16 protein-coding genes are annotated in these 13,872 nt (G+C 39.1%); 6 read left to right on the forward strand and 10 right to left on the reverse strand.

Annotated features, from left to right (window positions below; translation table 11 throughout):
* The first annotated feature begins 49 nt into the window (after positions 1–49).
* Positions 50–604 (forward strand): GTP cyclohydrolase I FolE, encoded by a 555-nt coding sequence (gene folE, locus GQR87_RS19020; protein ID WP_158972119.1) that lies wholly within the window; start codon positions 50–52, stop codon positions 602–604.
* 149 nt (positions 605–753) lie between these two features.
* Here the strand turns inward: folE and GQR87_RS19025 are convergent, their stop codons facing one another.
* Positions 754–2,031 (reverse strand): DEAD/DEAH box helicase, encoded by a 1,278-nt coding sequence (locus GQR87_RS19025; protein ID WP_158972121.1) that lies wholly within the window; start codon positions 2,029–2,031, stop codon positions 754–756.
* Between the two features lie 158 nt (positions 2,032–2,189).
* On the opposite strand from GQR87_RS19025, the gene GQR87_RS19030 reads away from it, so the two are divergent.
* Positions 2,190–2,660 carry a hypothetical protein gene (locus GQR87_RS19030; protein ID WP_158972123.1) on the forward strand — a complete coding sequence of 157 codons (471 nt, stop codon included), beginning with the start codon at positions 2,190–2,192 and terminating at the stop codon, positions 2,658–2,660.
* Between the two features lie 72 nt (positions 2,661–2,732).
* On the opposite strand, the gene GQR87_RS19035 is transcribed toward GQR87_RS19030, so the two are convergent.
* Both GQR87_RS19035 and zapE read right to left on the reverse strand, forming a co-directional pair.
* On the reverse strand, positions 2,733–3,458 hold the full coding sequence (locus GQR87_RS19035) for a YebC/PmpR family DNA-binding transcriptional regulator (RefSeq protein WP_158972125.1): 726 nt from the start codon (positions 3,456–3,458) through the stop codon (positions 2,733–2,735).
* A 94-nt stretch (positions 3,459–3,552) separates the two neighbouring features.
* Positions 3,553–4,659: a cell division protein ZapE gene (zapE, locus tag GQR87_RS19040; RefSeq protein ID WP_158972128.1), complete on the reverse strand. Its 1,107-nt coding sequence runs from the start codon at positions 4,657–4,659 to the stop codon at positions 3,553–3,555.
* A gap of 159 nt (positions 4,660–4,818) precedes the next feature.
* Between zapE and GQR87_RS19045 the strand changes: the two genes are divergently transcribed.
* The 3 genes from GQR87_RS19045 (at position 4,819) to GQR87_RS19055 (ending at position 7,859) form a co-directional block, all read left to right on the forward strand.
* Complete coding sequence (locus GQR87_RS19045) at positions 4,819–5,256, forward strand: ZapG family protein (protein ID WP_158972130.1); 438 nt, start codon at positions 4,819–4,821, stop codon at positions 5,254–5,256.
* Between the two features lie 68 nt (positions 5,257–5,324).
* Positions 5,325–6,677, forward strand: a complete 1,353-nt coding sequence (locus tag GQR87_RS19050; RefSeq protein WP_158972132.1) for a Do family serine endopeptidase — start codon at positions 5,325–5,327, stop codon at positions 6,675–6,677.
* 90 nt (positions 6,678–6,767) lie between these two features.
* Positions 6,768–7,859: a trypsin-like peptidase domain-containing protein gene (locus GQR87_RS19055; protein WP_158972134.1), complete on the forward strand. Its 1,092-nt coding sequence runs from the start codon at positions 6,768–6,770 to the stop codon at positions 7,857–7,859.
* Between the two features lie 20 nt (positions 7,860–7,879).
* Here GQR87_RS19055 and murA read toward each other — a convergent pair whose 3' ends face one another.
* From murA to GQR87_RS19090, 7 genes are all read right to left on the reverse strand, one after another.
* The gene (gene murA / locus GQR87_RS19060) at positions 7,880–9,142 is read right to left on the reverse strand and encodes a UDP-N-acetylglucosamine 1-carboxyvinyltransferase (RefSeq protein WP_158972136.1); all 1,263 of its coding nucleotides are present in this window, start codon (positions 9,140–9,142) and stop codon (positions 7,880–7,882) included.
* 51 nt (positions 9,143–9,193) lie between these two features.
* The gene (locus tag GQR87_RS19065) at positions 9,194–9,451 is read right to left on the reverse strand and encodes a BolA family protein (RefSeq protein WP_158972141.1); all 258 of its coding nucleotides are present in this window, start codon (positions 9,449–9,451) and stop codon (positions 9,194–9,196) included.
* 29 nt (positions 9,452–9,480) lie between these two features.
* Entirely contained in the window at positions 9,481–9,795 is a 315-nt protein-coding gene (locus GQR87_RS19070) for a lipid asymmetry maintenance protein MlaB (protein ID WP_158972144.1), read from the reverse strand.
* Positions 9,796–10,383: a phospholipid-binding protein MlaC gene (locus GQR87_RS19075; RefSeq protein WP_158973093.1), complete on the reverse strand. Its 588-nt coding sequence runs from the start codon at positions 10,381–10,383 to the stop codon at positions 9,796–9,798.
* A gap of 77 nt (positions 10,384–10,460) precedes the next feature.
* The gene (gene mlaD / locus GQR87_RS19080; protein WP_158972146.1) at positions 10,461–10,925 is read right to left on the reverse strand and encodes an outer membrane lipid asymmetry maintenance protein MlaD; all 465 of its coding nucleotides are present in this window, start codon (positions 10,923–10,925) and stop codon (positions 10,461–10,463) included.
* An 11-nt stretch (positions 10,926–10,936) separates the two neighbouring features.
* Entirely contained in the window at positions 10,937–11,716 is a 780-nt protein-coding gene (gene mlaE, locus GQR87_RS19085; RefSeq protein WP_158972148.1) for a lipid asymmetry maintenance ABC transporter permease subunit MlaE, read from the reverse strand.
* Positions 11,713–12,513 carry an ATP-binding cassette domain-containing protein gene (locus tag GQR87_RS19090; protein WP_158972150.1) on the reverse strand — a complete coding sequence of 267 codons (801 nt, stop codon included), beginning with the start codon at positions 12,511–12,513 and terminating at the stop codon, positions 11,713–11,715. Before GQR87_RS19090 ends, mlaE begins: the two co-directional genes overlap by 4 nt.
* 399 nt (positions 12,514–12,912) lie before the next feature.
* Here GQR87_RS19090 and GQR87_RS19095 point away from each other — a divergent pair, with 399 nt between their 5' ends.
* A complete protein-coding gene (locus tag GQR87_RS19095; RefSeq protein WP_158972152.1) occupies positions 12,913–13,869 on the forward strand; it encodes a calcium/sodium antiporter in 957 nt (318 codons plus the stop codon).
* The last annotated feature ends 3 nt before the right edge of the window (positions 13,870–13,872 follow it).

Here is a 13,872-nt window from a genome sequence, read left to right on the forward strand (position 1 = left end):
ATTAAATAAATAACTTCAACCTTTTTTACCCACCAAAGAGCTCAATTACATGTCAGAAAAATTAACCGGACACTACTCAGAAATCCTTTCAATTTTAGGAGAGGACGTCAATCGTAACGGTCTAATCGACACACCTAAACGAGCTGCAAAGGCCATGGAGTTTTTAACCGATGGTTATCACAAAACAGTAGAAGAAGTAGTGAATGGCGCCATATTCGAAGCAGATACCGATGAAATGGTCATAGTACAAGACATTGAGTACTACTCACTTTGTGAACATCATATGTTGCCATTTATTGGTCGATGTCATATTGCTTATTTACCCCAAGGAAAAGTTCTGGGCTTATCCAAGTTTGCCAGAATAGTCGACATGTATGCTAGAAGACTACAAATTCAAGAAGGCCTAACCAAACAAATTGCTGATGCAGTACAAGAAGTAACAGGCGCTGCTGGTGTAGGTGTCATCATGGAAGGTAAACATATGTGTATGATGATGCGCGGAGTGCAAAAACAAAGCTCGTCTATGATCACCTCTGTTATGTTAGGTTCATTGCGCACTTCAGATGTGACACGGAATGAATTTTTACGCCTCATAGGTAAATAAGAACGCAGAAAAGAATCAGCGGATTTTTACTCCGCTGATTTCCTATACAATTCGCCCCCGCGCATATGAAGACTTAGACTCTAACTAACCTGAATACCGGATAAGCCGATACTTCTTATCCAGAACTCAGGTTAACTATTTAGACCAATCTAATTATTACGACGTTTTCGCTTAGATGAATTAGCACCATTATTCCCTCGACCTTTAGACTTATCACTGGGTTTGGGAGCTGCTTCAAAATTACCATACAGATCATCGTCATCTTCTTTGACTGAAGCCACAGGCGCTTTCTTCTTGGTAGGCATAAAAGACGAAATATTTTCTCGTGCCAGTTTGTGCCCAATTAAACGCTCAATAGCTTGTAATTGTTTACTTTCATCCTCGCTGTAAAATGATACAGCTAAGCCCAAGGAGCCTACACGGCCAGTACGTCCAATACGATGTACATAATCTTCTGGCACATAAGGTAAATCAAAATTCACTACACAAGCTAATTGGTTAACGTCTATGCCTCGAGAGGCTATATCAGTGGCAACTAACACCTGAATATTAGCATTTTTGAAGCCATCTAAAGCTATTGTCCTGGCATGCTGGGTCCGGTTAGCATGAATAGAATCAGCATTAATCCCAAAATTTTTCAGCTGGCTAACTAAATCATTAGCGCCATGCTTCGTTCGGCTAAACACCAAGACTTGAGGCCATTTGTGCTTTTTAATTAGGTAGATCAATAGCTCACTTTTACGTGATTTGTCTACTGGATGTAATTTCTGCTGAATACTCTCAACAACACTATTGGCGGCTGTCACTTCAATCAACAAAGGGTTGTTCAACATACCTTTAGCCAGAGACTTAATTTGTTGAGAAAAAGTGGCTGAAAACATTAAACTTTGCCGTTTGTTTGGCAGTAAACTTTGAATGTGACTAATTTCGTCAATAAAACCTAAATCGAGCATACGATCAGCCTCATCAAACACCACCACCTCAAGCTGCTCAAAGTTAATGGCCTGTTGATTATATAAATCAATCAAGCGACCAGGGGTTGCAACTAATATATCTATACCAGTTTCTAATTGTATTATCTGAGGCTCAATTCTTACTCCACCAAATACAGCTGCAGAACAAATATTACTATGACCCTTGTATTTTTTTACACTGGCAGCTATTTGAGCAGCCAACTCACGGGTTGGAGTAATAATTAACGCACGCACACTGAGTGCCTGCAGTGGAGAACCTGCCGCTAATAGCTGCAAAATAGGTAACGTAAAAGCAGCCGTTTTGCCCGTACCGGTTTGTCCTACAGCCATCACATCACGGCCGCTCAGCACAGCTGGAATCGCTTCAATCTGAATCGGCGATGGTTTGTTGTAACCTTGTTCAGCCACTACTTTAAGTAACTCGGTACACAAACCTAATGAGTCAAATGACATAGACATTTATTCCTTGGGTTGATTAAGCTTATGCTAACTTTAATTAAAGACTGCCATTAAATAACACTAAAAGTATAACTTTCAATTTTTATAGCTTTGTGTGAAAGTGATTTGGCGAAAAAGACATTTCGCTATATCAAATAAAAAGGATTGAACACATGGAAAAGACACCTCTATTCACAACATTATTTCTAACCCTAATACTTGCAATATCTGGTTGTGCACAGATTAATGACATGACGGGTAGTGATTCAGATTCACAAACAAGTACTACCAACCAATATACTGAAGCAGAAAAAAAAGCTAAAGCGATAGAAGAAGATAAAGTGGAGGCCGAAGCAGAAGCCCAAAATGTAAGTACTTCCATCCCATCTGATAGTATTTTTGCTAAAGTTTCAGTAGGCATGTCTGATGATACTGTAATAGATACTATAGGTACACCAGATAGAAGAACTAGCTATAGTACAGGTAAAAACTGGATCCCGTTTTCAGGGCGATGGTTAAATGACAAACGTCGACAGTCATGGTTTTACGAAAAAGAAGGAGTCATCGTAATGACACAAAACACTTATACTAAAATGTATAAGGTTTTGCGGATTGACTATAACGCTAATCAGACTCTTCCTTAATACAGTAGCTATTACAAAAAAGCCCTCAATAATGAAGGCTTTTGCTATATAAACGATACTCGCGAGTTAACACTAATCTCGGTTAACTACCGCATTATGATAAACGTGTTGTACGTCATCACAGTCTTCTAACATGTCCATAAATTTGTCAAACGTTTCTACATCATCACCACTCACATCGGCTTCAGTTTGTGGGATAAAGGTAATTTCTTCAGCGTCAAATTGAATATCTGGATTATGGTCAGTTAATGCTGTGCGAGTATTATTAAACTCGGTATGGGGTGCATACACGGTAATCACGCCGTCTTCACATTCCACTTCAGTGACATCAACATCAGCTTCCATCAAGATTTCTAACACAGCATCTTCATCATCACCGGCAAATGCAAATACAGCTTGATGGTCAAACATATGACCCACTGTACCTTCTACGCCTAATTTAGAGGCGGTTTTAGTAAAACAGTTACGTACATCTGTGATGGTTCTATTATTATTATCGGTTAAACAATCAACAATCACCATACAACCACCAGGACCAAAACCTTCGTAACGAGCAGGTACATAGTCTTCACCAGCGCCACCTACTGCTTTATCGATGGCTTTATCAATAACATGACTAGGAACTTGATCTTTTTTAGCTTTTTCAATTAAGCGACGTAACGATAAATTGGCTTGAGGGTCAGCACCGCCATTTTTAGCGACAACATAAATTTCCTTACCATATTTAGAATATACTTTCGTTTTTGCTCCGGCTGTTTTAGCCATAGAAACTTTACGAACTTCAAACTTTCTTCCCATTTATCTATTCTCTTCTAATTAGCAATTAGGCTTAGTGCCGAGGATTTTACCGATATTCACGGCAGAGTACAAAAGCAAAAATCTTCTACCTTATTTACGGGATGTGCTCCGATGCTAGATAATCATGAGATTGCATTTCTTTAAGGCGGCTTAAACAGCGTTTAAATTCAAAATTAAGCTGGCCTTGAGTATATAAATCTTCCATTGCCACTGCTGCTGACATAATCACTTTGACTTTACGTTCATAAAATTCATCCACCATGGCAATAAACCTTCGAGCAATATCGTCAGTGGTTTGCCCCATTTGTTCAACATTGCTAATTAATACAGAATGATACAAGCGACTTATTTCCATATAATCAGTTTGGCTTCGTGGCCCATCACAAAGGGCTCTAAATTCGAACATCACCACACCATCTGCGTTATGCAATGAAGGAATAAAGCGCCCTTCAATTTCAATATTTTGTTTTTCTGTCATCAACTCAGGCGCCAATTGACTAAAATACTGATACAAGTTTTTACTAGCTTGCTCATCTAAAGGATAATGAAAAATTTCAGCCTGCTCTAAAGTTCGTAAACGATAATCCACGCCGCTGTCGACATTAATTATGCGAGTATTTTGATTAATCAATTCAATCGCAGGTAAAAATCTAGCACGCTGTAACCCATTTTTATACAAGTCATCGGGTACTATGTTAGAAGTTGCAACAAGCACAATACCATGAGCAAACAACTCTTCCATTAAGGTACCCAAGATCATAGCGTCGGTAATATCAGAAACAAAAAATTCATCAAAACAAATGACCTTAGTTTCATCGGCAAAAATTTGCGCTATGCTTTTGAGCGGATCAGAGTGACCAGCCAATTTTTTTAACTCTTGATGGACTCTGTGCATAAAACGATGAAAATGTATGCGCATTTTATTTTCAAAGGGCAAACATTCATAAAAGGTATCAACTAAATAGGTTTTACCTCGACCTACCCCACCCCAAAAATATATCCCTTGGATTGAAGGTTTAGTCATACCTTTGCCAAAAGCAGACTGCAATTTTATCCGCCAAGTTAATTTTTTTTCGGGCTGAGTTAATTCTTCAAATAAGCGTTGCAGCTCTTTAACCGCATTTTCTTGAGCCGAATCATATTGAAAATCAGCATCAAGTAAGTCCGTTTGATACTTCTGCCAAGGTGTTTGTTCTATCATAGGTTGAAAATTTCCCACCATCTATTGTGTAAAATCACACTTGAATACAAATAAAATGACCGCATTAAAAATGCTAAGGGTATAATAACAATATTAGGTAAACATTGCGCTTGTACACTTATATCAAGTTAGCGAAAGTAATTAAGATTAGGAGATGTTATGGATTGGTTTATAGGATTATTGTTATTAATTTTAGGCGGTATTATTGGTTACTTTGTTGCAAAATATTTCAATGATGCAGACAAAAAACGCCAAGAAGACACAAAAAATGAACAAACTATTCAAGAAATAATGGCCCAACAAGCTATTCAACATATACAAGATAGTAAACATATAGCCCAGCAAATTAGTCAACAATCAGAAGCATTAGCTCAACAGTTAGCTAATTACGAACAAGCCGTTATCGCCCAAAAATCGGGAGGGGAAGACGCAAAATTAAATTATTTTGGCGAACACGCCACCACTTATTTACGCAACAAAAGTGAGAACCCCAGTCGTGAAAAAGATAGTGCCAATGTACAACCACTAGATTTTTCTTCTGAGAGTTCTGGACTTTTTTCAGGTTCAACAGATTCACAGGTGAAGGAAATTAAGTAAGGAACTTTCTACACACCTAAACAGTCTTTGTGTTGTTTAATTAATTTAGTTTATGGAGATATTAATCGATGAATAAAGTAGTCAATCGTTTAGCTGTCGCATGTTGTGTTGTAGCTATAAGTTGGTCATCGCAGGCAGCTTTGCCTTTTTTTTCAACGGATAAAGATGAAATACCTAGCCTAGCTCCGATGTTGGATAAAACCACTCCAGCAATAGTTAGTATTTCTGTAGAAGGCACTCAAGTTTCCACTCAAAAAGTACCAGAGATGTTTAAACACTTTTTTGGTGGGCCAAATGAGCAAGTACAAGAGCGTCCATTTAAAGGTTTAGGATCGGGTGTCATTATCGATGCCAAAAAAGGTTATGTTGTAACCAATAATCATGTTGTCGATAACGCTGATGAAATTACCGTTAAATTAACTGATGGCCGCGAATTCAAAGCTAGAAAATTAGGGGCTGATGCACAAAGTGATATCGCGCTTTTAAAAATAGAGCCAGAAAATTTAACTGCTGTTCCTTTAGCCGACTCAGATGATTTGCGTGTTGGTGATTTTGTAGTAGCGATTGGTAACCCTTTTGGTATAGGGCAAACAGTGACCTCAGGGATTGTCAGTGCATTAGGCCGTTCAGGCTTAAATATTGGCGGTTATGAAGATTTTATTCAAACAGATGCAGCAATTAACCGTGGTAATTCAGGTGGGGCCTTAGTCAGTTTGCGAGGCGAATTAGTTGGCATTAACACTGCTATTTTTGGACCTAACGGCGGTAACGTGGGTATTGGTTTCTCAATACCATCAAACATGATGAAAAGTTTAGTCGATCAAATCATTGAATTTGGCGAAGTACGTCGTGGACTTTTAGGTATCACAGGCCAAGATATTGACTCAGGATTGGCTGAAGCGATGAACTTAGATGTTAATAAAGGTGCATTTGTTAGTGAAGTAACGCCCGACTCTGCAGCTGAAAAAGGCGGCATCCAAGCTGGCGACATCATTACCGAAATTAACGGTAAAACGATTGTTAGCTTTCAAGAACTACGAGCTAAAATTGCCAGTAAAGGGGCAGGAAGCAAACTTGAGTTAACCATTTTACGTAAAGGAAAGCGCAAAGTGATTGATGTAGTACTTGGTGATGCAACCCAAGCAGTTGTTGCGGCTAAAGAAATTCATCCAGCTCTTGAAGGTGCGGTTTTAACCAATGGTAAAACCAAACAAGGTGATAATGGTGTGGTGATTTCAGAACTCGAAAATCGCTCTCCCGCTGCCAGAATAGGCCTACAAGATGGTGATGTGATTATTGGTGTTAACCGTAAACCTGTTGATACAGTAATGAAATTACGCAATGAATTGGACGAATCAAAAGGCGTTATCGCACTCAACATTAAACGTGGACTTGCTTCCATATATTTAGTTATTCGTTAATTTAACCAGTTACGCGGCTTGTATTTTAGCAATGCAAGCCGCTATCAACTTGCTGTTTTCAGTGTTATTATTCTGAGTATCTGCCCTGCAATGATTCAACCGCTCGTGCCAAGACTGCTCATATCCATTTTAAAATCTATCGTAATAGGTGTGATCATTTCTTCGATCATCCTGCTTCTTGTACCCGACTTACGTCAAGGTAGCGGATTACCTCTAGACTTTTTTTCTCAAAAAGATAAAAAAACTAAAAAATTAAGCTTCAGCCCAGCTGTCAATTCAGCTGGTCCCGCGGTAGTTAATGTCTATAGCGAAAGTTTAGATGCATCAAGCTATTATCGTAGACAACCGGTACAACGTACCAATTTAGGTTCAGGCGTCATCATGAATGCCGATGGATACATATTGACTTGTTTGCATGTTATTGAAAATGCCGTCACCGCTAAAGACAATATTATTGTTGTTGGATTACAAGATGGTCGACTCGCTGAAGCACAAATTATTGGTTTTGATCCTATCACTGATCTAGCTGTGTTAAGCATCTCAGAAGAAAATCTAACTGTTGTACCTCAACAAAATGAAAACATTAATGCAGTAGGCGACGTAGTACTAGCCATAGGTAACCCATACAACTTGGGACAGACAGTTACCCAAGGTATTATCAGCCGGATCAGTAACAATGGCCTGAATATGTATTTTGATTATATTCAAACAGACGCGGTATTAAGTGAAGGGAATTCTGGTGGCGCACTAGTAGATAGTGAAGGTAACTTACTTGGTATAACCAATGCGAATTTCAAAACTCGGGTTAGCAGAAATCGCATAGAAGCTGCTGATGGAGTGTCTTTTGCCATCCCTTATTCTTTAGCCAAAAAGGTAATGGAAGATATTATTACCAATGGCAAAGTGATCCGTGGTGCTCTTGGGTTTACCGCTGTTGAACAGCAACCCTCTACCTCAGGTGGAATTTATGTCACTTCAGTCAGTCCAAACGGCGCAGCTGATTTAGGAGGCTTACAAATTAAAGATCTGGTTATTGCTGTGGACGGTAAATCTACCACTAGTATTCGTAGTACCTTAGATTATATTACTAACCTAGTTCCAGGCTCAAAAGTGAGCTTTCAAATAATTCGTGATGGTAATAAATTAAACTTAGAAATGACAGTAGCCGAATTAGAGCAGTAATCGGCTACTTAAATAGTCTGTTACTCACTGACTCTTTGTATATTTGCGCCTAGACCATTTAATTTACGTTCAATATGTTCGTAACCACGATCTAGATGATAGATTCTATCTACTTTAGTTTGTCCTTCAGCCACTAACCCCGCAATCACTAAACTTGCGGACGCTCGTAAATCAGTGGCCATCACTTGCGCACCTTTTAATTTCGATTTACCGTCACAGACAGCACTGTTTCCTTGTAAGGTAATTGCAGCCCCCATACGTTGTAACTCAGGCACATGCATGAAGCGGTTCTCAAAAATATTCTCCGTTATAACCCCTGTCCCTTCAGCAAGACAATTTAGTGCCACAAATTGTGCCTGCATATCAGTCGGGAATCCTGGATGGGGAGCAGTTTTGATGTCGACACTTTTTAAGGATCGGCCTGTCATATCTAATTCAATCCAATCTTCACCCACTTCTAATTTAGCCCCAGCTTTAGCTAATTTATCTAATACCGCATCCAAAGTATGTGGTGCAGCATTTTCACAACGAATTTTACCGCCAGTTACTGCACCAGCAATAAGAAAGGTACCAGTTTCAATGCGATCAGGTAGTACTTTATAACGGCACCCAGCCAGAGAATTGACACCCTGGATAGTGATCTTGTCACTACCCGCATTTGCCACTTTTGCCCCCATCGCATTTAAGCAATTGGCAAGGTCAACAATTTCAGGTTCGCGTGCCGCATTCTCAAGTATGGTTTCACCTTCAGCTAAACAGGCAGCCATCATTAAGTTTTCAGTGGCACCTACACTGACCACATCCATAAAGATATGTGCTCCTTGTAGCTTTCCATTTACCTTAGCTTGAATATAACCACTATCTACATCAATAATTGCGCCCATTTGTTCCAGACCTTGCAGATGCAAATTCACAGGTCTAGCACCTATTGCACAACCACCGGGTAAAGATACTGTCGCTTCACCAAACTTAGCAAGTAATGGACCTAATACTAAAATCGAGGCACGCATGGTTTTAACTAATTCATAAGAGGCATTAAAATTATTAATATGGCTCGGGTCAATTTGTACAGATTGACCATCAATGCGTTCAGCCTTAGCCCCTAATTCACTGAGTAAAGATAAACTAGTATGAATATCCCTCAGCTCAGGAACATTATCAAAATAACAAATAGAGTCAGCAAGTATGGCAGACATAAGAATGGGAAGGGCGGCATTTTTAGCACCGGAAATAGTCACCGTGCCTTGTAAAGGCGGGCAAGCCTCTATAATTAATTTGTCCATGACAATACTCTATTTAGATAATAACTGGGGGAAGAAAGTACAGGCTGATAACTATTGAGGAAGATTAAATAACTTTTCTCTTTTCCACTGTGTTTCGGTAAAGGTTTTAATAGACACTGCATGCATCACACCTTCGGCAATTTTCTCTGCTAGAGGCGCATATACAAATTGCTGTTTTTTAACTCGACTCATCTCTGCAAATTTATCGCTGACCGCAATAACTTGAAAGTGAGACCCCTCACCACTAACGTGAACCTCAGCTAGTCCAAGAGTTTCTTTTAATAATGTTTCTATTTGTTGATTGTCCATTGTCGATCCGAAATATGGTGAATAACTGCCTATTGTACCGACAAAAAGCTATCAACGTCGCTAATTTTTGCTAAATTAACCAAAGTTTCAGGAATATCTTTTATCACAAACTTAATGTTTTTCTGGTTACAGTCTTTTAATAAATTGATTAACCATGCGAGGCCAGCGGTATCAGTATGCTCAATTCCAGACATATCTAATGTGGCGATTTCTTTTGGCGAAGCTTGGCTAAACAGAACAAGCTCCTGTAAAGATTGCTGAAACGCAGGTACGGTATTACGATTTAAATCACCTTGCAGGGCAAAATAACCGCTACCTTGTTCAACAACAGTAAGTGCTTTCACCTAACTATCCTTTTTGTTAGATTCAAGAACTAAGGGTTTAGCAATCGCACCTTTCATCAAGTCAATGACCGCTTGAATTCCGTCTTTACGTAGGATGGCTTCAAACTCACTTTGTTTACTTGATAACATACTGATGCCTTCAGCAACCATGTCATAAGTTTTCCACTCATTAGTGCGTTTGTTTTTCCGCAATTTGAAGGAAATATTAATATCAGGGCGGTTTGGATCTTTAATAATAGCCCGAACCGTCACAGCCGTTTCATCATCGATTTCTCTAGTTGGCTGAAACTCTACTTGTTGATTTTTATAATAAGATAAAGCAATAGAATAAGTGGTAATTAAGTATGAGCGGAACACACTAATATATTCAGGTATTTTATCTTTAGGCACTTTTTTGAAGTTATTACCTAGCACTTTTAAAGCAGAGAAATTGTAATCAATATGAGGTAATAGCTCCTCTTCCATAATGGTACGCAATAATTCTGGGTTCTTTTCAATTTCAGGCTGTTCACTTTTAATTCGATCAAAAGTTTTATTGGCCACTACTTGGATCATTTCGTAAGGGTTCAACTCGTCTGCTTGAATCATTCCAGACGTAAATAAGAAACACCCGCCCACTACTAATTGGGTCAATCGTTTTAACACTATAAACTCTCCTTTATACCTTAATCGTTATTGCCAAACAAAAATTGACCGATAAGGTCTTCTAACACCAATGCTGATTTAGTGTCTTCTATGTAGTCACCATCAGCTAAATTTTCAATGCCGTCTATAGCGAAACCCGGTTGAAAACCAATATATTGTTCACCCAACAAACCCGAAGTTAATATAGACACCGAACTAGTTTCTGGAAATGTTTTAAATTCTGAGGAAATACTCATAGTCACTATGGGTGTAAAATCATCATGATCCAGTGCAATACGATCCACCCGACCAACGGTTACCCCACCAACTTTTACAGCAGACCTTTCTTTTAGACCGCCAATATTATCAAATTTGGCATGTAAGATATAACTATCACCCGAGTTAGTCATACTTTGGTTAGCCACTTTTAAAGCTAGTAATAGCCCAGCAGCAATAGTCAACACAACAAAAAAACCTACCAACAATTCTGCTTTTCTGGATTTCATTCCCATTTCCTTTACTCAATTCCGAACATTAATGCAGTTAGAATGAAATCTAACCCTAAAACAGCTAACGATGAGAACACCACTGTTTCAGTCGTTGCTTTACTAATACCTTCAGACGTGGGTATAGAGTCATACCCTTTGAAAGTGGCGATCCAAGTGATAACAAAAGCAAAAACAAAGCTTTTAATCACACCATTCATTACGTCTTTATTCCAATCAACGGTTGATTGCATTATCGACCAATAACTACCTTCATCAACTCCTAACCAATCAACCCCAACTAAGTGGCCACCAATTATGCCTACAGCACTAAATATTAGCGCCAACATTGGCATTGAAATAATACCGGCCCATAAACGAGGAGCTATCACTCTTCGTAAGGGATCAACAGCCATCATTTCTAAACTACTTAGTTGCTCTGTGGCTTTCATTAAACCAATTTCAGCAGTCAATGCTGAACCAGCGCGCCCAGCAAACAACAATGCAGTCACCACAGGCCCAAGTTCTCGCAATAATGACAAAGCCACCATAGGCCCTAAACTGCCTTCAGCTCCATATCCCACAAGTATGGTATAACCTTGTAAGGCCATTACCATGCCGATAAATAAACCAGAAACAACAATAATTAACAAAGACTGCACACCAACAACATGAAGCTGTTTAATTGTCAGTGGAATTAATTTTGCTGGCTGTGGTTTAGCAACAACCGCTCCCCACAGCATAAATGAAGCTCGGCCAAAGGTAGATATTTTATCAATGGCAGACGCCCCAAAGTTAGCTAGCCAATTCATAGTTCTCCTCCTATGAAAGCTTGCGTAATATTAGAAGCTGGGTAATGAAATGGCACTGGACCATCAGCTTGTCCCAGCAAAAACTGTTGAACTAAAGGTGAGTCGCTATTTCTAATTTCTTCAGGGGTACCACTACCAATCACTTTGCGCTCGGCAAGGATATAGATATAGTCAGCAATCGTTAATACTTCAGTCACATCATGAGTCACAACAACACTGGTTAACTTTAGAGCATCATTTAAGGCTTTAATTAACTTAACCAAAACACCCATTGAAATTGGGTCTTGCCCTGCGAAAGGTTCGTCATACATGATAAGTTCCGGATCTAACGCTATCGCTCTGGCAAGTGCTGCCCGTCTAGCCATACCACCAGATAACTCAGCAGGCATAAGTTGAGCTGCTCCTCTCAGTCCCACAGCCTGTAATTTTAACATCACCACTGTGTGAATAAGAGTTTCAGATAATTTAGTATGCTCACGCAAAGGAAACGCTACATTATCAAATACAGACATGTCGGTAAAAAGCGCACCACTTTGAAACAACATACTCATTTGTCGGCGAACTTCAAATAATCTATTTCGGCTCATGCCAGGAATAGACTCATCTTTAAAACGAATGTCTCCTTTATCAGGGGTAAGCTGCCCTCCCATAAGTCGTAACATAGTGGTTTTACCTATGCCACTTGGCCCCATTATGGCGGTTGTTTTACCTTTTTGAATACGCAAAGAAATATCATCATAGATAATACGGCCGTTGCGGCTAAACGTTAGATTGTCTATTTCAATCAAATTTTCCATTAAAAGATGGGAATTCCAAATTAGTTAAACACATGGGTCAAAAAAAAACCCTTCATCAGCCGTGTATTGTATTCGTTTTCCTGCTAAAAGGACAAAAAGAATAAGTAACAAAGTATAATTAATTTTGCTGAACATAAACTTAACCACTGCACCTTAACTGTGTTTGTGCGATTTATGAACATTAAGTTCCAAGCCTTTTCCATTTTACTCAATATTATTCAGCATAATATCCGTCAAATATCTATTTCAACTTAGCCCAAGCGTTAATTGAGTTAGTTTTCTGCATAAAAAGCCTCAAACCTATAGTGACGTTTTTTTTTATTCTTTATTCATATGAAACCAGCTAACTTTTTGCGACAATTAGCACTAGGCTCTTATGATTAAAAGAAGTGAACGTTTGTGATTTTAGAAGCATGTTATTTTCTTGTCTGGTTAGTAGTATTAAGTTTGGCTGCTGACCGATTTGTATTTGGCGCATCAGTACTGGCTAAAAACATAGGGGTTTCACCTATGATAATAGGTCTAACTATAGTCGCAATGGGATCTTCTGCCCCAGAAATAATGGTTGCTGCCACAGCTTCATTTAATGGTGGCACAGATACCGCTGTCGGCAACGCAATTGGCTCAAATATCACAAACATTGCTCTTGTACTTGGAATTACAGCTTTACTAAAACCTCTTTCCATTGCTTCAAGTACCTTAAAAAAAGAAATGCCTTTGCTTTTAGCCGTCTCTTTATTAGCAGTTTATTTTCTTGCTGATTATGAACTGATACGTTTAGAAGGCATAATATTAATCGTTTTATTCTTTGTAGTTATTGGTGCTTTAGCTTGGATGTCGATTCATGTGGAGAAAGGCGATCCTTTGCAACCTGAAGCCGAAAGTGAAATACCCTCAGGTGTATCTACTTCAAAAGCTGTGAGCTGGTTAATTATCGGTATGATTTTACTACCATTAAGTGCTTATTTCATGGTCCAATCCGCAGAGATCATTGCTCGCCACTTTGGACTAAGCGAACTTGTCATTGGCCTTACTATAATCGCTATAGGTACCAGTCTACCCGAACTCGCAGCCTGTGTGGCAGGTGTATTAAAAGGCGAAGACGACCTCGCCTTAGGTAACATTATTGGCTCCAATATATTCAACATTTTGGCCGTACTTGCTATGCCTGGATTGATTGCCCCCGGCGTTATTGATGCTAACGCCGCCACTCGAGATAGTTATGTGATGATAGGCCTCACTGTATTGCTCCTTGTATTTAGCTTTAACATAAGGGGCAGTAGACGAATTAATCGCGTGGAAGGTGGTTGTCTCATCGCCTGTTTCTTCGGTTATCAATATTTATTATTTAGTTGATCA

It is taken from the genome of Paraglaciecola sp. L3A3 (genome assembly GCF_009796765.1).
Taxonomy (GTDB): Bacteria; Pseudomonadota; Gammaproteobacteria; order Enterobacterales; family Alteromonadaceae; genus Paraglaciecola.